The sequence below is a fragment of the Bordetella petrii genome (assembly GCF_017356245.1).
Classification (GTDB): Bacteria; Pseudomonadota; Gammaproteobacteria; order Burkholderiales; family Burkholderiaceae_B; genus Bordetella_A; species Bordetella_A petrii_D.
This window is the reverse complement of the sequence record NZ_JAFMZZ010000001.1, coordinates 44,190-65,174: the sequence shown is the minus strand read 5'-3', so window position 1 is coordinate 65,174 and position 20,985 is coordinate 44,190. Positions and strand designations below refer to the sequence as shown.

General features: G+C 69.5%; 22 protein-coding genes. 10 read left to right on the top strand and 12 right to left on the bottom strand.

The genetic code is table 11. The annotated features are described in order from the left end of the window. Positions 1 to 52: 52 nt before the first annotated feature. Genes J2P76_RS00330 through J2P76_RS00315 form a run of 4 tightly spaced genes read right to left on the bottom strand, consistent with a single transcriptional unit; the run spans position 53 to position 3,372 of the window. Positions 53 to 1,282, bottom strand: a complete 1,230-nt coding sequence (locus J2P76_RS00330; protein WP_207403671.1) for a pyridoxal phosphate-dependent aminotransferase — start codon at positions 1,280 to 1,282, stop codon at positions 53 to 55. 32 nt (positions 1,283 to 1,314) lie between these two features. Next, a complete protein-coding gene (locus J2P76_RS00325; RefSeq protein WP_207403670.1) occupies positions 1,315 to 1,665 on the bottom strand; it encodes a RidA family protein in 351 nt (116 codons plus the stop codon). After that, positions 1,662 to 2,585, bottom strand: coding sequence for an NAD(P)-dependent oxidoreductase (locus tag J2P76_RS00320; RefSeq protein WP_207403669.1), 924 nt, complete (start codon positions 2,583 to 2,585; stop codon positions 1,662 to 1,664). The genes J2P76_RS00325 and J2P76_RS00320 overlap by 4 nt, the downstream gene beginning before the upstream one ends. 40 nt (positions 2,586 to 2,625) lie before the next feature. After that, a complete protein-coding gene (locus J2P76_RS00315) occupies positions 2,626 to 3,372 on the bottom strand; it encodes a GntR family transcriptional regulator (protein ID WP_207403668.1) in 747 nt (248 codons plus the stop codon). 185 nt (positions 3,373 to 3,557) lie between these two features. On the opposite strand from J2P76_RS00315, the gene J2P76_RS00310 reads away from it, so the two are divergent. The 3 genes from J2P76_RS00310 to J2P76_RS00300 all read left to right on the top strand — a co-directional run bounded on the left by J2P76_RS00310 (position 3,558) and on the right by J2P76_RS00300 (position 7,417). Beyond that, a complete protein-coding gene (locus J2P76_RS00310) occupies positions 3,558 to 5,222 on the top strand; it encodes a thiamine pyrophosphate-binding protein (protein ID WP_207403667.1) in 1,665 nt (554 codons plus the stop codon). Continuing rightward, on the top strand, positions 5,222 to 6,490 hold the full coding sequence (locus J2P76_RS00305; protein ID WP_207403666.1) for an NAD(P)/FAD-dependent oxidoreductase: 1,269 nt from the start codon (positions 5,222 to 5,224) through the stop codon (positions 6,488 to 6,490). Before J2P76_RS00310 ends, J2P76_RS00305 begins: the two co-directional genes overlap by 1 nt. Positions 6,491 to 6,727: 237 nt before the next feature. Then, a complete protein-coding gene (locus tag J2P76_RS00300; RefSeq protein ID WP_347565276.1) occupies positions 6,728 to 7,417 on the top strand; it encodes a GntR family transcriptional regulator in 690 nt (229 codons plus the stop codon). 21 nt (positions 7,418 to 7,438) lie between these two features. Here the strand turns inward: J2P76_RS00300 and J2P76_RS00295 are convergent, their stop codons facing one another. Beyond that, the gene (locus J2P76_RS00295; RefSeq protein WP_207403663.1) at positions 7,439 to 8,116 is read right to left on the bottom strand and encodes a TetR/AcrR family transcriptional regulator; all 678 of its coding nucleotides are present in this window, start codon (positions 8,114 to 8,116) and stop codon (positions 7,439 to 7,441) included. A 280-nt stretch (positions 8,117 to 8,396) separates the two neighbouring features. Here J2P76_RS00295 and J2P76_RS00290 point away from each other — a divergent pair, with 280 nt between their 5' ends. The 3 genes from J2P76_RS00290 (at position 8,397) to J2P76_RS00280 (ending at position 9,829) form a co-directional block, all read left to right on the top strand. Further along, positions 8,397 to 8,714 (top strand): DUF4148 domain-containing protein, encoded by a 318-nt coding sequence (locus tag J2P76_RS00290; protein ID WP_207403662.1) that lies wholly within the window; start codon positions 8,397 to 8,399, stop codon positions 8,712 to 8,714. Between the two features lie 78 nt (positions 8,715 to 8,792). Next, positions 8,793 to 9,131: a DUF4148 domain-containing protein gene (locus J2P76_RS00285; protein ID WP_207403661.1), complete on the top strand. Its 339-nt coding sequence runs from the start codon at positions 8,793 to 8,795 to the stop codon at positions 9,129 to 9,131. A gap of 125 nt (positions 9,132 to 9,256) precedes the next feature. Next, positions 9,257 to 9,829 carry a TetR/AcrR family transcriptional regulator gene (locus J2P76_RS00280; protein WP_207403660.1) on the top strand — a complete coding sequence of 191 codons (573 nt, stop codon included), beginning with the start codon at positions 9,257 to 9,259 and terminating at the stop codon, positions 9,827 to 9,829. Here J2P76_RS00280 and J2P76_RS00275 read toward each other — a convergent pair. Then, positions 9,807 to 10,529 (bottom strand): GntR family transcriptional regulator, encoded by a 723-nt coding sequence (locus tag J2P76_RS00275; protein WP_207403659.1) that lies wholly within the window; start codon positions 10,527 to 10,529, stop codon positions 9,807 to 9,809. The genes J2P76_RS00280 and J2P76_RS00275 overlap by 23 nt on opposite strands. A 147-nt stretch (positions 10,530 to 10,676) precedes the next feature. Here J2P76_RS00275 and J2P76_RS00270 point away from each other — a divergent pair, with 147 nt between their 5' ends. Then, entirely contained in the window at positions 10,677 to 11,657 is a 981-nt protein-coding gene (locus J2P76_RS00270; protein ID WP_207403658.1) for a tripartite tricarboxylate transporter substrate-binding protein, read from the top strand. 25 nt (positions 11,658 to 11,682) lie between these two features. Then, positions 11,683 to 13,182 carry a fumarate hydratase gene (locus tag J2P76_RS00265; RefSeq protein ID WP_207403656.1) on the top strand — a complete coding sequence of 500 codons (1,500 nt, stop codon included), beginning with the start codon at positions 11,683 to 11,685 and terminating at the stop codon, positions 13,180 to 13,182. Positions 13,183 to 13,192: 10 nt separating this feature from the next. Here J2P76_RS00265 and J2P76_RS00260 read toward each other — a convergent pair whose 3' ends face one another. Further along, positions 13,193 to 13,759 (bottom strand): TetR/AcrR family transcriptional regulator, encoded by a 567-nt coding sequence (locus J2P76_RS00260; RefSeq protein WP_207403654.1) that lies wholly within the window; start codon positions 13,757 to 13,759, stop codon positions 13,193 to 13,195. Between the two features lie 138 nt (positions 13,760 to 13,897). Here J2P76_RS00260 and J2P76_RS00255 point away from each other — a divergent pair, with 138 nt between their 5' ends. Then, complete coding sequence (locus J2P76_RS00255) at positions 13,898 to 14,554, top strand: HD domain-containing protein (protein ID WP_207403652.1); 657 nt, start codon at positions 13,898 to 13,900, stop codon at positions 14,552 to 14,554. A gap of 179 nt (positions 14,555 to 14,733) precedes the next feature. Here J2P76_RS00255 and J2P76_RS00250 read toward each other — a convergent pair whose 3' ends face one another. From J2P76_RS00250 to J2P76_RS00230, 5 genes are read right to left on the bottom strand one after another with little or no spacing between them, the layout of a single operon-like run. After that, positions 14,734 to 15,885 (bottom strand): alpha-hydroxy acid oxidase, encoded by a 1,152-nt coding sequence (locus J2P76_RS00250; RefSeq protein WP_207403651.1) that lies wholly within the window; start codon positions 15,883 to 15,885, stop codon positions 14,734 to 14,736. A gap of 5 nt (positions 15,886 to 15,890) precedes the next feature. After that, positions 15,891 to 16,874 (bottom strand): tripartite tricarboxylate transporter substrate binding protein, encoded by a 984-nt coding sequence (locus J2P76_RS00245; protein WP_207403649.1) that lies wholly within the window; start codon positions 16,872 to 16,874, stop codon positions 15,891 to 15,893. A 45-nt stretch (positions 16,875 to 16,919) separates the two neighbouring features. Next, entirely contained in the window at positions 16,920 to 17,843 is a 924-nt protein-coding gene (locus J2P76_RS00240; RefSeq protein ID WP_207403646.1) for a fumarylacetoacetate hydrolase family protein, read from the bottom strand. After that, complete coding sequence (locus tag J2P76_RS00235) at positions 17,840 to 18,721, bottom strand: TauD/TfdA dioxygenase family protein (RefSeq protein WP_207403644.1); 882 nt, start codon at positions 18,719 to 18,721, stop codon at positions 17,840 to 17,842. Before J2P76_RS00235 ends, J2P76_RS00240 begins: the two co-directional genes overlap by 4 nt. 32 nt (positions 18,722 to 18,753) lie before the next feature. Continuing rightward, positions 18,754 to 19,917, bottom strand: a complete 1,164-nt coding sequence (locus J2P76_RS00230; protein WP_207403637.1) for an iron-containing alcohol dehydrogenase family protein — start codon at positions 19,915 to 19,917, stop codon at positions 18,754 to 18,756. 136 nt (positions 19,918 to 20,053) lie between these two features. On the opposite strand from J2P76_RS00230, the gene J2P76_RS00225 reads away from it, so the two are divergent. After that, positions 20,054 to 20,971 (top strand): LysR family transcriptional regulator, encoded by a 918-nt coding sequence (locus J2P76_RS00225; protein ID WP_207403635.1) that lies wholly within the window; start codon positions 20,054 to 20,056, stop codon positions 20,969 to 20,971. Positions 20,972 to 20,985 lie beyond the last annotated feature (14 nt).

Here is a 20,985-nt window from a genome sequence, read left to right as displayed (position 1 = left end):
TGGTTTCTGTTGCCGGCGGCCCGGCGCGCCGCAAGGCCCGCACGGGCGGCCATCAAGACAATTGCGCCACCGCCCGCGCAATGCGGTCCAGGGCAGTTTGCAGCTGCGCCTGCGACGTGGCATAGCTGATGCGGAAATACGGAGCCAGCCCGAACACCGTGCCCGGCACCACGGCCACGTCGTGGTCTTGCAGCAGGTACTGGCAGAAATCGGCGTCGGTGGCCAGGCGCTGGCCGCCCGGCGTGCGGCGGCCCAGCACGCCCGCGCAGCTGGCGTAGGTATAGAAAGCGCCCTCGGGCCGGCGGCAGGCCAGGCCGGCGATGGCGTTCAGGCCGTCAACCACCAGGTCGCGGCGCGCCTGGAACGACGCCCGCCGCTCGGCCAGCACGTCCTGCGGGCCGTCCAGCGCCTCGATGGCGGCGGCCTGGCTGATGGAGCACGGGTTCGACGTGCTCTGGCTCTGCACCACGGCGATGGCGCCGATCAGTTCTTTGGGGCCGCCGCCGTAGCCGACGCGCCAGCCGGTCATGGCGTAGGCCTTCGACAGGCCGTTGACCGTCAGCGTGCGCGACTTCAGGCGCGGCTCGACCTGCGCCATGGTGCGGAAGGCGAAATCGCCGTAGATCAGGTGCTCGTAGATGTCGTCGCAGATCAGCCACACGTGCGGATGGCGCAGCAGCACATCGGCCAGCGCGCGCAGGTCGACCTCGGCGTAGGCCGCGCCGGTGGGATTGGACGGCGAATTCAGCATCACCCAGCGCGTGCGCGGCGTGATGGCCTGTTCCAGGTCGGCCGCGGCCATGCGGAAGCCGTTGTCTTCGCGGCAGGCCACCTCGACCGTCTTGCCGCCGGCAATGGCGATCATGTCGGCGTACGAGGTCCAGTAAGGCACGCCGACCACGACTTCGTCGCCGTCATCCAGCGTGGCCATCAGCGCATTGTGGATGACCTGCTTGGCGCCGGCCCCCACCGTGATTTCGTCCAGGCCGTACGACAGGCCGTTGTCGCGCTCGAACTTGCGCGCGATGGCGGCCTTCAGCGCCAGGGTGCCGTCCAGCAGCGTGTACTTGGTGTCGCCGGCGCGCACCGCGCGGATGGCGGCTTCCTTGACGTTGTCGGGCGTGTCGAAGTCGGGCTCGCCCGCGCCCAGCACGATGACATCGCGCCCTTCGCGCTTGAGCTGCGCGGCGCTCGCGCCGATGCGCAGAATCTCGGACACCGCGATGCTGGCGATGCGGCCGGCCCGCCGGAAAGCGGGCACCTGTGAAAGATCGTTGGACATGCTTGTTTGATCCGTGTGAAAAACCGCCGCGCCTACAGCGCGGCCGTGACCATGATCTCGACCAGGATGTCGGGCGCCGCCAGCTCGATGGCGCCGCAACAGCGCGCCGGCGCCTGGCCCGGCGCGATCCATGCATCGTAAACCTCGTTCATGGCCTGGAAGTCGGCCATGCGCTGCAGCCAGATGGTGACGTTCAGCGCCTTGGACTTGTCGGTGCCGGCGGCGGCCAGCATCTCGTCGATCTTGGCCAGCACCTGGCGCGTCTGGCCGGCCGCGTCGGCGCCGCGGTCGTCGGCCGTGTGGCCGGCCAGGTACACGGTGCCGTTATGGATGACCGCGCGCGAACGGCGGGCGTTCTGGTCCAGCCGGGTGATGGCGGTCATTGCTGTTCTCCCTGGCCCGAGATGCGGCGGCAGTGGTTCAGCGCCGCCTGGATCAGGTTGTCGCTGGCCTCGGGCGTGCGGAAGGCCGAATGCGCCGACAGCGTCACGTTGTCCAGCCGGGTCAGGGGGTGGCCCGCGGGCATGGGCTCGGTTACGTACACATCCAGGCCGGCATGGCCCAGCTTGCCCGACTCCAGCGCCTGGATCATGGCGTCTTCGTCGACCAGCGCGCCGCGCGCGGTATTGACCAGGATGGCGCCGTCGCGCATGCGCGCGATGCGCTCGCGCGAAATGATGCCGCGCGTTTCGTCGGTCAGCAGCAGGTGCATCGACACCACGTGGCTGGCCGCCAGCAGTTCATCGAGCTCGACGAAGCGCACGCCCGGATGCGACTTGGGGCTGCGGTTCCAGGCAATGACGTCCATGCCGGCGCCGCCCGCCAGCCGCGCCACTTCGGCCGCGATGCCGCCGAAGCCCACCAGCCCCAGCGTCTTGCCGGTAAGCTGCACGGCGTCGGAACGCAGCCAGTTGCCGGCCCGCATGCCGCGGTCCATGCGGCCGAAGCCGCGGGCCGCCGCCCACATCAGGGCGTAGGCGCATTCGGCCACCGCCGTGTCGCCGTAGCCCTTGATGATGTGCACCTGGATGCCGGCCTCGGCCAGCTCTTCCGGGTTCATATAAGAGCGCGGGCCGGTGCCCAGGAACACCACGTGCTTCAGGCCGGCGCACTGGCGCGCGATGTCGGTGGGCAGGTGGGTATGGTCGATGATGGCAATCTCGGCATCGCCCAGCACCCCCGGCAGCTGGTCGGAGGTGATGTCGGGCTGGCGGTTGATGGTCAGCGGCAGGTCGCCGGCGCGGTGCAGCCGCTCGGCCACGGCCGACAGGGTGGGATTGGCATCAACAAAAATAGCTTTCATGGCGGAGGGGAATCCTGGGTAAGGGTTCGACGGAAAAGGATCAGGGCGCGGCAGCGGCCGATTCGTTGCTGGCCTGAATGAAGCGCGATTCGGCATAGTCGGCCAGCGCGTTGCCCATGTAGATCTCGGCAAAGCCGGCGCGCGCCAGCTCGACGACGTGGTCCAGGTGCTTGTCTATATGCTGGCTCATCAGCGCCTGTACCGTGGCCACATCGCGCGCCTGCAGGGCGCGCACGATGTCGGGGTGGTCGTTGCGCGTCTGGCTGCGGCGGGCTTTCAGGTCGATCCAGCGCGGAAAGCGGATGCGCTCGTTCAGCGAGCGCACCGAGCGCAGGAATTCGGGGTTGCCTGCCAGGGCGGCCAGGTGCTCGTGGAACGCCTCGTCGCGCGACAGCAGGCGCAGCGCCTGCGCGTCGGTTTCGACTTCGTCGCGGCTGCCCTCGACGTAGCGGGCCAGTTCGGCCAGCGCCTGGTCGGACGCGCGCGCGCACACCAGCCGCACCACCCCCAGTTCGACCGTGGCCCGGTATTCGTACAGGGCCATCAGTTGCTGGGCGTCCAGCGCCCGCACGGTATAGCCGCGGTGGTGGGTGGCCACCAGGAAGCCTTCGGCGGCGATGCGGTTCAGCGCCTCGCGCACCGGCGTGCGGCTGACGCCCAGCTGGCGCGCCAGTTCCAGCTCGTTGACCCGTTCGCCCGGCCGCAGGCGAAAGGTGGTGGCCATGGCCTTGATGCGATCGTAGACATGGCTGGGCGCGGCGGGCGTATCGGATAGCGCGGAATTCATTGCAGTGGCGGGCGGCACGGAAACGGTCTGATGGCCTGGCTTGTTTGTACACCAAATTGTCCACATATGATGAATATTGTTTTGTATACAGTCAAGTGTTATGCTGCCGGCACACTGCTTTTTCCCGCCGGCAAGCCCGGCGGGCGCCGATTTCCGAACGCACTCCTGAAAGCGAGACCTTGCACATGACCAATGGCCACCCCGTCCGCACCGGCGGGCAAATCCTGATCGATCAATTGCGGCGCCAGGGCGTCGAACGGGTTACCTGCGTGCCCGGCGAAAGCTATCTGGCGGCTCTCGATGCGCTGTATGACAGCGGCGTCGATGTGGTCATCTGCCGCAACGAAGGCGGCGCGGCCATGATGGCCGAGGCCTATGGCAAGCTGACCGGCCGGCCCGGCGTGTGCTTTGTCACGCGCGGCCCGGGCGCCACCAACGCCAGCCACGGCGTGCACATCGCCATGCAGGATTCCACGCCCATGCTGCTGTTCATCGGCCAGGTGGACCGGTCGATGCGCGAGCGCGAGGCCTTCCAGGAAATCGATTACCGCGCCATGTTCGGCTCGATGGCCAAGTGGGTGGTCGAGATCGACCGCGCCGAGCGCATTCCCGAACTGGTGGCCCGCGCCTACCGCGTGGCCATGCAGGGCCGCCCCGGCCCGGTAGTGATCGCCCTGCCCGAAGACATGCTGGTCGACACCTGCGCGGTGGCCGACGCGCCGCGCGTCGAGCCGGCCCAGGCCTGGCCCGCCCCGGCCGACCTGCAGGCGCTCGAAGGCCTGCTGGCGCAGGCCCGCAACCCCATCGCCGTGCTGGGCGGCTCGGGCTGGGACGCCGCCGCCTGCGAGCAGTTCGCCGATTTCGCGCAGCGCGCCGGCCTGCCGGTGGCCACCTCGTTCCGGCGCGCCTCGCTGTTCCCCGCCGATCACCCCTGCTATGCGGGCGACCTGGGCATCGGCCCGGATGCCCGCCTGAAAGCGCGCGTGGCCCAGGCCGACCTGGTGCTGCTGGTGGGCGGCCGGCTGTCGGAAATGCCGTCCTCGTCGTACACCCTGCTCGACATCCCCGTGCCGCGCCAGCAGCTGGTACACGTGCATCCGGGCGCCGAAGAACTGGGCCGCGTGTACCAGCCGGCGCTGGCCATCCAGGCCGGGCCGCGCGCCTTCTGCGCCGCGCTGGCGCAGCTGGCCGTGCCGCCGCAGCCGGCCTGGCAGGGCAGCGCCGGCCAGGCGCACGCCGAATATCTGGACTGGACCGAAACGCCGCGCGCCCTGCCGGGCGACTTCCAGTACGGCCAGGTGCTGGCCTGGCTGCGCGAGCGCCTGCCGCGCGACGCCATGGTGTGCAACGGCGCGGGCAACTACGCCGGCTGGCTGCACCGCCACCACCGCTTCCATACGTTCGGCACCCAGCTGGCGCCCACCAGCGGCTCCATGGGCTACGGCGTGCCGGCCGCGGTGCTGGCCAAGCTGCAATTCCCGCAGCGCCCGGTGCTGGCCTTCGCCGGCGACGGCTGCTTCTTGATGAACGGGCAGGAATTCGCCACGGCGGTCCAGTACCAGGCCGCCATCATTGTGATCGTGCTCGACAACAGCCAGTACGGCACCATCCGCATGCACCAGGAACGCGACTACCCCGGCCGCGTGGTGGGCACGCAGCTGCGCAACCCGGACTTCGCCGCCATGGCGGTGGCCTTCGGCGGGCATGGCGAGCGGGTCGAGCGCACGGAAGATTTCGCGCCGGCCTTCGAGCGCGCGCTGGCGTCGGGCAAGCCGGCCATTCTGCACTGCCGGCTGGACCCGCGCGCCCAGTCGCACGCGCGCGACTTCACGCCGCCGGCGGCAGGCTGATGAACGCGCCCGGGCACGTCGTCATCATCGGGGCCGGTGTGGTCGGCGCGGCCACGGCCGTGCAGGCGCTGAACGCCGGCTGGCGCGTCACGCTGGTCGAACCGGGCGAGCCGGGCGGCCCGCAGGCCGCCAGCTACGGCAATTCCGGCTGGCTGTCGTCGCACTCCATCCTGCCGCCGGCCGCGCCGGGGGCCTGGAAGCAGGTGCCCCGGTGGCTGAAAGACCCGCTGGGCCCGCTGGCGATCCGCTGGGGCTACCTGCCGCGCGCACTGCCCTGGCTGGTGCGCTACCTGGCCGCGGCGCGCAGCTGGCCGCGCGTGGAACGCACCGCGCAAGCCCTGCGCACCCTGCTGGCCGGCGCCCCCGCGCTGCACCAGGCGCTGGCCCGCCAGGCGGGCGTGCCGCAATTGATCGAGCAACGCGGGCTGCTGCATGCCTACCTGTCGGAGCAACAGTTCCGCGCCGACCACCGCGCCTGGAACATCCGCCGCCAGGAAGGCATCCGCTGGCAGGAACTCGACGCGCAGGCGCTGCGCGCGCTGGAACCCGACCTGCACCCGCGCTACACCTTCGGCGTGCTGGTGCCCGAAACCGGCCACTGCCGCAATCCCGGCGCCTATGTGGCGGCGCTGGTGCGGCTGGCGCAATCGCTGGGCGCCGACCTGCGCCGCACCCGCGCCACCGGTTTCGACATCCGCGGCGGGCGCCTGTGCGCCGTGCGCACCGCTGACGGCGACATCGCCTGCGACAAGGCAGTCATCGCCGCCGGCGTGCGCTCGCGCGCGCTGGCCCGCCAGGCCGGCGACGCGGTGCCGCTGGCCGCCGAGCGCGGCTACCACGCCGTCGTCAGCCAGCCCGAAGCGGGCGCGCGCACTTCCACCATGTTCGCCGACTGCAAGGTGGTGGCCCACACCATGGAAGACGGCCTGCGCGTGGCCGGCCAGGTCGAGATCGCCGCCATCGACGCCGCGCCCGACTGGCGGCGCGCCCACATCCTGCGCGACCTGCTGGTCTCGATCTACCCGGCGCTGCCGGCCGCGCTGCCCGAGACGCGCGTCGATTACTGGCAGGGCGCGCGGCCCAGCATGCCCGACGGGCTGCCCTGCATCGGCCCGGCCTCCGGCAGCGCCGACATCGTGCATGCCTTCGGCCACGGGCACACGGGTTTGGTGGGGTCGGCCCGCACCGGCGAACTGGTTGTACAACTGCTGCAGGGCCAGCCGCCGTCGATCGCGCTGGCGCCCTTCGACCCGCGGCGCTTCCGCTGAGCGCGCCATCGTGCTCGAATGTACTAATATGCCCCCTTGCGCCGCCGCCCCGCGGGCCGCGACCGGGCAGCCCGTGTACGGCATCTACTCGATGATCACATGGGTTCCATGCCGGCCAGCCGCCGCGCGCTTTCGGCTGGCGGCGCAGCATCACAAGACGCGCCGGCCGGCCCACCAGGCGGCATGGCGCGGCCGCGTGCCGCCACACCCAGGGCGGCCCCTCTTTTCGGAGATCCCGTGAGCGCCGCATCCGACAGCACCGTCGACCGTGTCTACAGCCAGCTGCGATCCATGGCCATCGGCTATGAGTTCAAGCCCGGCGAAAAACTGAACGAAGTCGCGCTGGCCAAGCGCATGGAAGTCAGCCGCACGCCGCTGCGCGAGGCGCTGAACCGGCTGGGCATCGAGGGCCTGTTGCGCTTCCAGCCCGGCAAGGGATTTTTCTGCCGCGACCTCGACGTGCACGAAATCTTCCACCTGTACGAACTGCGCAAGGTCGTGGAAGTTGCCGGCGCGCGCCTGTCCATCGTGCGCGCCCGCGACGAAGACATCGGCAAGCTGCTGGACTTCCTGGACACCACCGGCCCCGAGCCCGGCGACCGCAGCGTGGCCGAACTGGTCGATCTGGACGAAAGCTTCCATGAAAGCCTGTTGGCCATGTCCGGCAACACGGAAATGCTGCGCGTGCTGCGCAACATCAATGCGCGTATCCGCTTCGTGCGCTGGATCGACATGAAGCGGGGCGACCGGCGCAATTCCCAGCTCGAACACCGGCGCATCGTAGAGGCGCTGCAGGCCCGCGACGAAGCCGCCTGCGCGGCGCTGCTGGAAAAGCACATCGAACGGCGCCTGGACCAGATCACGTCGGCCATCCGCGAAGGCTACGCGCAGATCTATATGGGCGCGCAGGCCCAGGCGGCCGCCTGACCCGCAGCCGGCCCGCCGCTGCTAGCGCCGGATCTGGCGCACGGCGCCGCCGGGGCTGCCGGCGCCGTTGGCGGCCGCGCGGCTGCCGGGCACGCGTATGCCGTCCATCAGCAAATCGGCAATGAATACCGCCAGGTCGCGGCTGTCGGCGGCGCTTTGTTCCAGCATGGCGTAGCGTTCGAGTATCCCCATGAAAGCCTGCGAGAACCAGAACGGCGACACATCGCGGCGCAGCAGGCCGGCCTGCTGTTCGCTCTTGACCTTCGCGGCGATCAGATCCACCAGCTCGTCTTTCAGCGCCTCGGCGTGCGCCGACTGCTGGAAGCCGATCTTGGTCAGGCTGGGGTTGTCCTGCAGCATGGCCAGCATGCCGTGCACGCTGTTGCGGACCCGCTCATCCACCCGGCCCATGGGCGTATCGTCCGGCATGCGGGCCTGTTCCACGGCGGCGCGCAGGCGCTTGGCGAACAGTTCCACCAGCTCGTCGTAAATGGCCTTCTTGCTGCTGAAATACTGATAGAACACCGGCTGGGTAACCGCCGCCTTGGCCGCAACGTCGGATACGCGGGTGCGCTCGTAGCCGTGCCGCGCGAATTCGGCGCTGGCGATTTCAAGCAGCCGCTGCCGGGTGCGGGCGCCTTTGGTAAGGGGCCGCCGGTGAGCGATCGCGGGTTCTGAAGACACGTGACTGTCGGACATGAAAGGCACAAGTACAGGCGGATGGTACACGCTGAAAATACGACTTTCCGTTTACCGTCCGTGTTCCCATCCGTTATTGCCCCCCTGCAGATACAAATTCACACAAAAAGAACTTGACTCATCTATCTAGTAGTAGATAAGATACGCCTCATGGATGGGGAGCAAGCAGTATTTCCCAACCACCCGCGCCGAAAAGCGCGTTTTTATGACCCCGGTTATCTACCTATACATAGATAGTTTTGCAGGCTCCCACTTACCTTTAATCGATCAGGAACCCATCATGAAAACCCTTGCTTCCCTGCTGCTGATTTCCGCCACTTTCGCCGGCACCGCCGCCTACGCCCAGGAACCCTCGGGCGAACTGGACTACCCGCCCGCCATCAGCCAGACCAGCTCGCTGACCCGCGCCCAGGTCGTGGCCGAACTGCAAGCCGCCAAGGCCGCCGGCCAGGTCACCTTCGGTGAAACCGAAGAGCCCGCCATCCAGGCCGCCGCCAGCACCGTTACCCGCGAACAAGTCCGTGCCGAAGCCGAAGCTGCCCGTGAACATGGCCCGGTCGCCTTCGGTGGCGAAGGCTACCCTGACACCGGCGCCTGACCCGCTTTTTATTTTATTTGTTCATCTACCTATAAATAGATAGTTTTACATACTGCCACTTTTTTCTGGAGCATTGCCATGAAGACCCTCGTATCCGCCATGATGTTGTCGATGACCATGATCGGCGCCGCCGCCTACGCCGGCGAACCCTCGGGCGAACTGGATTACCCGCCGGTGCAGAACACCGCCAGCACGGTCACGCGCGCCCAGATCCAGGCTGAACTGCAGGCCGCCAAGGCCGCCGGCCAGGTCACCTTCGGCGAACTGGAACAGCCCGCCGCCTACGCTGCCGGCCCCGTTCCCAGCCGTGCCGAAGTGCGGGCCGACGCGCAAGCCGCCCGCGACAGCGGTGCCGATGCGTTCGGCGAACAGGACTACCAGGCCAGCTACAACCCGTTCGACGCGTCGAACAGCTAAGGACGGCGCATGTTTCGCCCCGCGGCGCCGCCCTGCCCCCGGCATGGCGGCCCGCCTTGTTCTTTTTCTTTTCTTTGACTGACAGGAGCCCTTCAGCCCCTTTGCCACCCGGAAGCATTCCCGACATGAACACCGAAACCACCCGCACACAGATCATGCAACATGCCCAGCGCCTGATCCAGGAGCGCGGCTGCAACGGCTTCAGCTACCGCGACCTGGCCGCGCTGATCGGCATCAAGACATCCAGCATCCACTATTACTTTCCGCAGAAAGAAGACTTGCTGATGGCCGTTGTGCAGCAATACCACGCGCGCTGGCAGGCGGCCATACAGGCCATCGACGCCGGCCTGAGCGCCGACGCCAAGCTGCGCGCCTATGTCGACGTGCACCGGCAGGCCTTCTGCGGCACCGAACGCATCTGCCTGGCGGCCGCGCTGGCGGCCGAGCTGGCCTCACTGCCCGCCGGCGTGCGGCAGGCCGTGCAGGATTTTTATCGCGCCAATGAAGACTGGCTGGCCCAGGTGCTGGAGCAAGGCGCGCGCGAGGGCAGCCTGCGCGTGCCCGGCGACCTGCGCACCGCGGCGCGCTCGACTTTCGCGGCGCTGCAGGGCAGCCTGGTCAGCGCGCGCCTGTTCAAGAACAGCGAGCGCGTGGAAGACCTGCTGCCCGCCACGCTCAGCCTTCACGAATCAGCGTGAAAGAAAACTGGTAGCGGCCGGCGGGGTGGTACGAAACAGAAGCTTCGACCACTTTGCCGGCCTGGTCGCGATACTGGCGCAAGATGAACAGGCCCGGCGACTCGGGCGGCACGCCGAGCTCGCGCGCAATGGCGGCCGGAATCGCCCGCGCATCGATGGTCTGCTCGACCGCCGCGATGCGCCGCCCGTAATGGCTTTCGATCAGTTCCGACACCAGGCGGTCGGGAAACTGCTGCGCCAGCTTGCGTATGCCCCGGTAGTGCGCGTCTACATATAGATCGGTCCAGACGATGGGCGGCTGGCCCGTCTCGCCGCGCGTGGAGCTGATGCGCAGCCAGCGCGTGCCGGCGCCCACGCGCAGCTGCGCGGCCAACTCGATGTCGGCCACGATTTCCTGCATTTTCTGGATGTGCCGCGGCGTGCGGGCGGCCAGCTGGACCAGGTCTTCCAGCGACGCCAGCGACTGGCTGAATCCGGACTTGGGGCTTGCGGCCTCGACCGTGGTGCCGCTGCCGCGCCGCCGCGCGATCAGGCCCAGGTCCTGCAGCTGCCGCAAGGCGGCCCGCACGGTATGCCGGCTGGCGCCGAACTCTTCGGCCAGCGCGTTCTCGGCGGGGATGAGGCTGCCCACTGGATATTCGTGGTTCGCGATGCGGCGCGCAAGTTCTTCGGATATCCGGGTATAGAGCGAGATCGGCATGAGGCGGCAAGGTAGGGACGACACGCCATTCTATCTGCTGCCGCCCGGCCGGCGGGCCTGGCCGGCACAGGTTGACGTTGGCTCCGCGGCCTTTTAATATGTACGTACTTTTACTATAGATCGTACATTTATAACCCGGAGACAACAGTGAATAAATGGCTTGCGGCCCTGTCGGCCGCGTTCGTCCTGACCCCGCCCGCCGCCCTGGCGGCGGATGCCGCCTATCCCGACCGCGCCATCACCTGGATCGTGCCCTTCTCGGCCGGCGGCCCCACCGATGCCATGGCGCGCAATATCGCCAACGAAGTCTCGAAGCAGCTCAAGCAGACCATCCTGATCGAAAACGTGCCGGGCGCGGGCGGCACCATCGGCGCCACCCGCGTGGCGCGCGCCACGCCGGACGGCTACACCTTCCTGGTGGGGCACATCGGCTACATGGCGGCCGCGCCTACGCTGTACCCGCGCCTGCCGTACGACCCGGTCAAGGACTTCGACGCCGTATTCCGCTTTCCGGACACCCCGCTGGTGCTGCTGGTGGGCGCCAATTCGCCTTATCGCAGCGTGCAGGAGCTGATCGCGCACGGCAAGGCCAACCCCGGCAAGCTGAACTTCAGCAATGCCGGCGTGGGCTCGACCTCGCACCTGGTGGCGTCGCTGTTCGCCAGCCAGGCCGATATCGAGATCACGCCCATTGCCTACAAAGGCGCGGGGCCGGCCTTGAACGACCTGATGGGCGGGCAGGTGGACGCCATGTTCGACCAGACCAACACCTCGCTGCCGCAAACGCGCGGCGGCAAGGTCCGCGCGCTGGGGCTGACCGCGGCCAAGCCGATGGCGCAGTTTCCCGGCGTGCCGGCCATCGGCGCGCAGGCCATCCCGGGCTTCCAGGTGTCGACCTGGTATGGCCTGTACGCGCCGCACGGCACGCCGCCGAAGATGATCGACACCCTGTATGCCGCGTATCGCCGGGCCATGCAGAACCAGGACTTCACCCGCCAGATGAGCGACCAGGGCATCCTGCTGCTGGCCGACGGCGACTACGCCCCGCAGGCCCTGCAGCAGCACACGAAAGACGAAGGCGCGCGCTGGGCCCAGGTCATCAAGAAAGCCGGCATCAGCCTGCAGTAGGCGCCACGCTTACCGGAGTCCGCGCATGCGTCTTATCGAGGCCGAGCACATTGTCGACAGCATCGCCAACGCGCTGCAGTTCATCAGCCACCACCATCCGGCGGATTTCGTCCAGGCGCTCAAGCGCGCCTACCAGGCCGAGACGCATGCCCCGGCCGCCAACGCCCTGCTGCAGCTGCTGGTCAACAGCAAACTGGCGGCACAGGCGCGGCGGCCCGTCTGCCAGGACACGGGCCTGGCGCACGTGTATTTCAGAATGGGCATGGACGTGCGCATCCAGGCCGCCGGGCAGCCTCGCACGCCCAGCCTGCAGGCGCTGGCCGACCGGGCGGCGGCGCGCGCCTACACCTGCCGCGCCAACCCGCTGCGCGCCTCGATGATCCGCGACCCGCTGGGCCGGCGAGCCAATACGCGCGACAACACCCCGGCCATCGTGCAGGTCGAGCTGGTAGAGGGCGACCGCCTGGACATCACCGTGGCCGCCAAGGGCGGCGGGGGCGACGCCAAGGCGCGCTATGCGATGCTGAACCCCAGCGATTCGGTGGCCGACTGGGTGGTGGCCCAGCTGCCCGGCATGGGCGCGGGCTGGTGTCCGCCGGCCGTATTGGGCGTGGGCGTGGGCGGCACGCCCGAACAGGCCATGCAGGCGGCCAAGCAGGCCCTGTTCCAGCCCATCGACATCCATACCCTGCAGGCGCGCGGCGCCGCCGACGCGCAGCAGCAGTTGCGCCTGGACCTGTACCAGCGCATCAATGCGCTGGGCATCGGCGCCCAGGGCCTGGGCGGCGACACCACGGTGCTGGACGTCAAGGTAGCGGCCCTGCCCTCGCATGCCGCGCTGCTGCCGGTGGCCATCGTGCCGGGCTGCGCCGCCACGCGTCACGTGTCGTTCGAACAGGGCGACGCCGGCCCGGCGGTGTTCACGCCGGCCGATCCGGCATTGTGGGACGGCATCCCCGACGCCATGCCGCTGGCCGGCACGCGCGTCGACCTGGACGCCCTGACGCCGCGGCAGGTGGCCGGCTGGCGCGCCGGCCAGCAGCTGCTGCTGTCGGGGCGCCTGCTGACCGCGCGCGACGCCGCGCATAAACGGCTGTCCGACCTGCTGCGCCAGGGCGCGCCCCTGCCGGTGGCGCTGCGCGGCCGCGCCCTGTATTACGTGGGGCCGGTCGATGCGGTCGGCGATGAAGCGGTCGGCCCCGCCGGCCCGACCACCGCCACGCGCATGGACAAATTCATGCCCGAGCTGCTGGCGCAGACAGGCTTGCTGGTCACCATCGGCAAGGCCGAGCGCGGCCGGCAGGCCGTCGACGCCATCCGCGATGCGCGGGCCGCCTACCTGAGCGCGGTGGGCGGAGCCGCCTATCTGGTGGCGCGCGCGGTCAAGGCCGCGCGCGTGGTGGCCTTTGCCGACCTGGGCATGGAAGCCATTTATGAATTCGAAGTGCGCGACATGCCGGTGACCGTGGCGGTGGACGCGCAGGGCCGCTGCGCGCACCGCCGCATCGGCATCAGGCCGGACTAGGCGACAGGGATCAGTGGGCCGCGGGCCGGCCCTGCACCGAAGCCACGACGTCGTGCAGCCGGGCCGGGTTCTGGAACAGGCGCGACCCCATCAGAGCGCCCTGGAATGCCGCGAACAGGCAGCGCCCGGCGGCGTCGGGGCAGCCCGACCACTTCAGGGTGCCGTCGCGCTGGCCATCGGCGATGACCTGGGCCAGCCAGGTTTCGTGCATGCAGAAGAACCCCTGCAGCGACTGGCGCGCCCGGTCGGACAGCGAGGCGAAATCGGCCGCCAGCATGCCGCACAGGCACACCTGATCGGTGGGCCCGCCCTCGAACAGCGCCGCGTAGCGGTCCAGCCGCTCTTTGGCGGGCAGCGTGGCGTCGATGCCCTGCACCAGGCCGGCGACGTGCGCGGCATAGTTGTCGATGGCCTCGATGAGCAGGTCGTCTTTGCAGGGAAAGTAATAATGGATGCTGGCCGTCTTGACCCCCACCCGGTCGGCCAGGTCCCGGTAGCTGAAGCCGTTGTAGCCTCGCTGCCGGATAAGGGCCTGGGCATGGCCCAGGAGCTGTTCGCGGGTAGTGGCGGTATTCATGCCGCGATTGTTACCTACTAGTAGATTGGGGGTCAAGCCGGGGTCATCCCGGACGCGGCCGGCCTTCGGCCGCGGGCAGCGTATGCTTGCGGCTCGCCCGCAGCATCGCGGGTTCTGTCCCCCTGACTGGAACGCTTCATGCCCGATCTTCTTGCCGCCTGGACGCCCCGCCTGATCGCCATTGCCACGGCGGACAGCCAGGACGACGGCGCGCACGACCTGAACCACCTGCACCGCGTCTGGCAGCTGGCGCGCAACCTGCTGGCCAGCCATCCCGAAGCCGACCCGCTGGTGGTGCAGGCCGCGTGCTATCTGCACGACCTCGTCAATCTTCCCAAGAACCATCCGGAACGCGCCCAGGCTTCGCGCATGGCCACCGCGCAGGCGCGCGATCAGCTGGCGCGCGCCGGCTTTCCCGCCGGCAGGCTGGATGCGGTGGCGCACGCCATCGAGGCCCACAGTTTTTCGGCCGGCATCGCGCCCACCACCATCGAAGCCAGGATCGTGCAGGATGCCGACCGGCTCGACGCGCTGGGCGCAGTGGGCCTGGCGCGACTGTTCTACACGGCCGGCCGCATGGGCTCGGCCTTCGCGCATCCCGCCGACCCGCTGGCGCGGGCGCGTCCGCTGGACGACCGCGCCTATGCGCTGGACCACATCGAAGTCAAGCTGGCCGCCCTGCCCGCCGCCATGCACACGGCGGCCGCGCGCACCCTGGCCGAATCGCGGCTGGCCTGGCTGCGCGCGTTCCGCGATACTTTCGTGCAAGAGTGGGGCGCCGACGCTGCCGCGTAGGGCCGCCATTACCGCTTGTCACCGGCCGCCGGCCACGTCCTGCTGTGCCAGGATTGCGGCCAGGTGTCTAGGTGTCTAGGTGTCTGGCTCCCGCAGGGTGTCGGACACCGTACGACTGAGACGGCTGCGGCTTACTTCGGTGTCAGGCACCTTGCGGAGCCTGACACCTGGGCGGCGCATCAAGGCTGGAACAGCAGATCGGCGCCGATGTCGGCCACGTTCTGTGCGCCGCACAGCTGCATGGTGCGCTGCAGTTCGTCGCGCAGGATGGCCAGGGCGCGCTCGGCGCCGGGCTGGCCTGCGGCCACCGCGCCCCACAGCGTGGCGCGGCCCACCAGCACCGCCTGCGCGCCCAGCACGCGCGCTTTCAGCAGGTCGGCGCCGCGCCGCACGCCGCCGTCCACCAGCACCGGCACGCGGCCATTCACGGCCCGCACCACGGCGGGCAAGGCATCCAGCGTGGCCGCGGCGCTGTCCAGCTGGCGCCCGCCATGGTTGGACACCACCACCGCGTCGCAACCCAGCGCCACCAGGCGTTCGGCATCGTCGGGGCGCAGGATGCCCTTGACGATCAGTTTGCGCGGCCACGCGTCGCGAATGGCCCGCAGGCGGCTCCAGTCGAACGAAGGATCGTAGCTGCGGCCCACCGATGAAGCCAGCCGGGTCGCGCTGGCGGCCGGCGCCTCCAGCCCCTTCAGGTTTTCCATCACCGGCAGGCCGCGGCGCAGCATCGCCAGCGCCCAGGCGGGCCGGCTGCCGAAGTCCAGCACATTGCGCGCGGTATAGCGGAACGGAAACGACAGGTGATTGCGGGCATCGCGCTCGCGCTTGCCGCCCACCGGCAGGTCTACCGTGATCATCAGCGCTTCATAATCGGCGGCGCGGGCGCGGGCGATCAGCGCGTCCAGCAATTCGCGGTTGCGCAAAATGTACGCCTGGAACCACAGGCGGCCTGGCGCCGCCCGGGCAATCTGCTCGATCGACGCGGTGGCCGAGGTCGACAAGGTGTACGGCACGCCCGCAGCTGCCGCGGCGCGCGCGATGGCAATGTCGCCGCCCGGGCGCCCATAGCCCACGGCGCCGGTAGGGGCCACCGCCAGCGGCAGCGCCGCCGGGCCGCCCAGCACGTCGGCCTGCGTCTGCACCTGCGACACATCCACCAGCGCGCGCGGCGCCAGGCGCAGCCTGGCGAAGGCGGCGCAATTGCCCGCCAGCGCCAGCTCGTCTTCCGCGCCGCCATCGAAAAAATCGAAGATGGCGCGCGGCAGGCGGCGCCGCGCGATGCGCCGCAAGTCTTCGATACTCTGGGCGCGGCTTGCTGCTGTGGCCATGGCGCCTACTGGGCCGAAATGCCGGCCGCCTTGATCACGGCGGCCCAGCGCTTCTGGTCTTGCAGCAGAAAGTCGCGGAAGTGCTGCGGACTGTCGCCGATGGCCAGCGCCCCCAGGTCTTTCAGGCGCGACTGGATCTGCGGCTGTTTCAACGCGTGCACCATGGCCTGGTTCAGCTTCCGCACCACCGCATCGGGCACGCCGGCCGGCGCCAGCAGGCCGACCCACGGCGCCGTGTCCTGGAAGTCGGGAAAGCCGATGTCGGACATAGCCGGCACGCCGGGAAAATCCGCGCGGGCCTCGGGGCTGCCCAGCGCCAGCACGCGCACGCGCTTGGCCTGCACGTTCTCGGCCACCCCGATAATGGGATAGAACATGAACGACACTCGCCCGGCCATCACCTCGGTCAGCGCCGGGCCATTGCCGCGAAACGGCACGTGGAGCATCTTCAGGTGCGCCATGGTGCCCATCATGGCGGCGGCCAGGTGGGCCGAGCCGCCGTTGCCGGCCGAGCCATAGCTGATGCTGTCGGGCTTGGCGCGCGCCTGGTCGATCAGCTGCTGCATCGAACGGATCGGCGAATCGTAGGCGGTGACCGCCACCATGGGCAGCGACGCCGCGTTGGAAATGGGCGCGAAGTCTTTCAGCGGGTCGTAGCCGGCCTTGTCCCCCAGCAGCAGCCAATTGACGTTGTGCGACAGCGAGGCGAACAGCACGGTATAGCCGTCGGCGGGCGCCTCCGCCACCTCGCGCGTGGCGATCAGCGAATTGGCGCCGGTCTTGTTTTCCACCACCACCGACTGGCCCAGCGTCTGGCTCATGTCCTGCGCCAGCAGGCGCGCGATGACATCGGTGGGGCCGCCCGCCGCGAAGCCGACGATCATGCGCACCGGCTGGGTGGGATAGCTGTCGGCCGAGGCCGGCACGGCGGGCAGCGCCGCGGCGGCGAACAGGGCGGCGCAGGCCGCCCGGATGATGGGTCTGCTCATGGGTCTCTCCTTGGTGGTTGTTGGTGTTATGCAGGTACTACCTGGTCAGGGCGCGATCGAGTGCTGCAGCACGCCCACGCGCGACACCTCCATGCGCAGCCGGTCGCCCGGCTGCAGATAGCGCGGCGGGTCGCGGAACGCGCCGATGCCGGCCGGCGTGCCGGTGGCCAGCACATCGCCCGGCTCCAGCGTCATGTAGCGCGACACATAGGCGATCAGCGTCGCCACCGGGAACAGCATGTCGGCGGTGCTGGCCTGCTGCATCAGTTCGTCGTTCAGCCAGCTGCGCACCGTCAGCGCCTGCGGGTCGCCCACCTCGTCGGCGGTGACCAGCCACGGCCCCATGGGCGCGAAGCTGTCCATGCTTTTGGCGAACGTGGTCTGGGCCGGCGACACGTCGAACTGGAATTCGCGCGCGCTGACATCGTCCAGCACCGTATAGCCCGCCACGCAGGCCAGCGCGTCGGACTCGGCCACGGCGCGCGCCGGGCGCCCGATCACCACCGCGAGTTCGGCCTCGAAGTCCAGCTTGGCCACGCCGGCCGGCCGCGGCACGGCCTGCCCCGGCGCGCACACGCTGGACGGCAGCTTGCTGACGATGCGGGGCTGTTCGAATGGGCCGACGCCGGTTTCCTTGGCGTGATCGGCGTAGTTGCGCCCCACCGCCACGATCTTGCCCGGGCGGGGCACCGGCGCCAGCAGTTCGATGTCGGCCAGCCGCGGTCCGCCATCGTCGGCGGGCCGGCCGGCCAGATGGCGCCGCAAATCGTCCAGCGCCCGCGGGCCGCCCTGCAGCAGCCGCAGCATGCCGTGCGCGGCCGGCAGCAGCCCCGCCTGCGCCAGGCAGGCCTGCGCGGCGGCATCGGGCACCACATCGCCCAGCCAGCCGCCCAGGTCCAGCACGCGGCCGTCGCGCACGGCCCCCACGGCGGGCCGGCCGCCGGCGCCGCGATAGCTGACCAGCTTCATGGCGCCACCTCGCCGAAAAATCGGTCGGCCATGACCTGGCAGCGCTTGATCAGGCGATGCTCGTGCGGTGCATAGTCGGCCACCGCGTTGTGGATGGTGCCCATGTTGTCCCACATCAGCACATCGCCCACGCTCCACCGGTGCCGGTAGCGGAACTTGTCCTGCAGCTGGTGCCGGAACAGGAATTCCAGCGTGCGGTCGCTTTCGTCGGGCGGCAGTTCGTTGATGCGCATCGAATAGCCGGGGTTGGCGTACAGCACCTTGCGCCCGGTAATGGGATGCGTCAGGAAAACCGGGTGCGACACCGGCGGCTTGGCGCGGCGCTGCGCTTCGGTCAGGGGCGGACGGGTGCTGCCCTTTTCCTGGCGCATGCGTTCCCAGAACTTGTTGAAATCGTGCAGCACCGTCATGCCGTCCAGCCTCTGCTTCAGCGCATCGGGCAGTTCGTCGTAGGCGGCGTGCATGTTGCAGAACTCGGTGCAGCCCAGCGGTTCGCCGTCGCGCATCGGAATCTCGATGCCGTACAGGATGTTGGTAAAGGCGATCATGCGGCTGTACGACATGTCGGTGTGCCAGTCCTGCCCGGCGTCGGCCAGGCCCACCGGCCTGCCGTTCTCGACCTTGTTCGACAGGATCATCACCTCGGGCAGGCCGGGCTCCTGGTAGCTGTTGGCCACGTTGACCTCCAGCGTGCCGAACTGCTGCGCATAGGCTTTCAGCTGCGCCGGCGTCAGGGCCTGGCGGGGAAAACTCAGTACTCCGTAGCGGCCCAGCAGGCTTTCAACCTGCCGGAAGGTCTCTGGCGCCATGGGCCGCGACAAGTCCAGGCCTTCCACCCGCGCGCCCAGGCTGTATCCGCTTTCGACGACGTTCAACATTGCTCTCTCCGTAATAGAACTGGCCGGCGCCGCTACCAGGCGGCATCCAGCAAGGCTTCAAGTTCGTCGGCCCCGCCCACCTGACGCGGGTTGCAGGCCAGGCCGCGCTCGCGCAGCGCGCGCCGGGCCACCTGCGGCAGCAGGCCGCGCGCGATGCCCAGGTCGCGCAGCCGCCGCGGCACCCGAAGCTCGGCCTGCAGCGCGGCCACCTGGCCGATGGCGGCCTCGGCCTGCGCGCCGGCCGACCAGGCCGCCGCCAGCGCGGCCAGCGGCTCGCGCGCGGCGGGCAGGTTGTAGCGCAGCGCATGCGGCAGCATCACCGCATTAAGGGCGCCGTGGGCCGCTCCGCTGCTGGCGCCCAGCACATGGCACAAGGCGTGGTGCAGGCAGCTGCGCGCCGAGGCCAGCACCATGCCGGCCACGTGCGCGGCCCCCAGCAGCTCGCCGCGCGCATGCACGTCGCCGGGGCTGGCCGCCACCCGGCGCAGCGCGCCGCGCAGCCGCCGCGCGCCGTCCAGGGCCAATGCCGTGGCAATGGGCGAACCCTGCCTGGAATACAGGCCCTCGATGCAATGGGCCAGCGCGTTCATGCCGGTCTCCAGCATGACCGCGGCGGGCATGGCCGCGTTCAGTTGCGGGTCCAGCAGCACTACCCGGCTGGCCAATTGCGCATCCCAGAACAGCAGCTTTTCGCCCGCGTCGGTGCGGATACCGAATGACGGCGTGGCCTCGGCGCCGGATGCCGTCAGCGGCACCGCCAGAATGGGCAGCTTGGGGCGCAGCAGCGGCGGCATATGGACAGTGGCGGGCGGCGTGAAGCGCGAGGCATGCGCGGCCAGTTCGCCGCCTTCGGCCGCCAGCAGGGCGGCCGCCTTGGCCGTGTCGGCCACGCTGCCGCCGCCGAAGGCCACCAGGCAGTCGGCGCCGTGCGCGGCCAGCTCGCGCGCCGCGGCCTGCACCGTTTCTGGCGAAGAATGCGCGGGCACGTCGCCGCTTTCGGCGCAGTCGGCGCCGGCCAGCGCGGCGCGCAACGCGGCGTAGGCCGGCATGGCGCGCGCCCGGCTGCTGGTCAGCAGCAGCGGCCGGCGACAGCCCAGCGCGGCCAGTTCCCGCCCGGCCTCGGCCAGCACGCCGGGGCCGAACACCAGGCGGGTGCGCAGGGCCTGGTGGATATAGCGGTCGGGTTCACTCGGCATGGTCGGCATCGTCGGGATACAGCGGCCGGCAATCCGGCATCGGCAATCGAAGGGCAGTGTATCGACGCCCGCCCGGCCGGGATAGAATCGGATCGGAAAATCATCGTTTCCCGATTGAAAACAAACGGACGCCGCCATGGACAAGCTGCGCTGCATTGAAGTGTTCATCGAAGTGGCCCAGGGCCTGAGCTTCTCGGGGGCCGCGCAGCGCCTGGGCATGGCCAAGGGCAACGTGACCAAGCACGTGAACTGGCTGGAGCACCACCTGGGCGTGCAGCTGCTGATGCGCACCACCAAGAGCGTCAGCCTGACCGAATCCGGGCTGGCCTTGCTGGAAAACGGCCGCGAACTGCTCGAGCGCGTCGAGAACGTCGAGTCCGCGGCGCGGCGCTCGGCCAAAGAGCCCAAGGGCATGCTGCGGGTGGGCACGCCCCCGTCGTTCGGCGCGTTCCACCTGGTGCCGGTGATCACGGCGTTTTCCGCCGCGCACCCCGACATCCAGGTGGTGCTGTACCTGGACGACGGCCGCACCGACCTGGTGGCCGAAGGGCTGGACATGTCGGTGCGCATTGCTTCGGGCCTGAAAGACACCAGCCAGATGGCGCATCGGCTGGCCGTGGCGCCCCAGGTGCTGGTGGCCACCCGCGCCTACCTGAAGCGGCGCGGCCGCCCCGCCGGCGTGGCCGACCTGGCCGCGCACGACTGCATGGTGCATGCACTGAAGGCGCCCACCAACACCTGGACCTTCCGGGACGCCAAGGGCAAGCCGTACTCGGTGCGCGTGGGCGGCACCATCCGCGCCAACTTCGGCGAACCCCTGCGCCACGCGGCGCTGCTGGGCCACGGCATTTCGATGCACCCCACCTACATGGTGGCCGACGACATCCGGCATGGGCGGCTCGACATCGTGCTGCCGGCGTACCGGCCCACCGGGCTGGACATCTACGCCGTGTTTCCCAGCCGGCGCAACCTGCCGCTGCGGGTGCGCACCTTCCTGGACTTCCTGAAGGAATGGTTCAGGCGGCCCGACTGGACCGGCGTCGGGCCGCCATAGTTTCCACAGCGGAA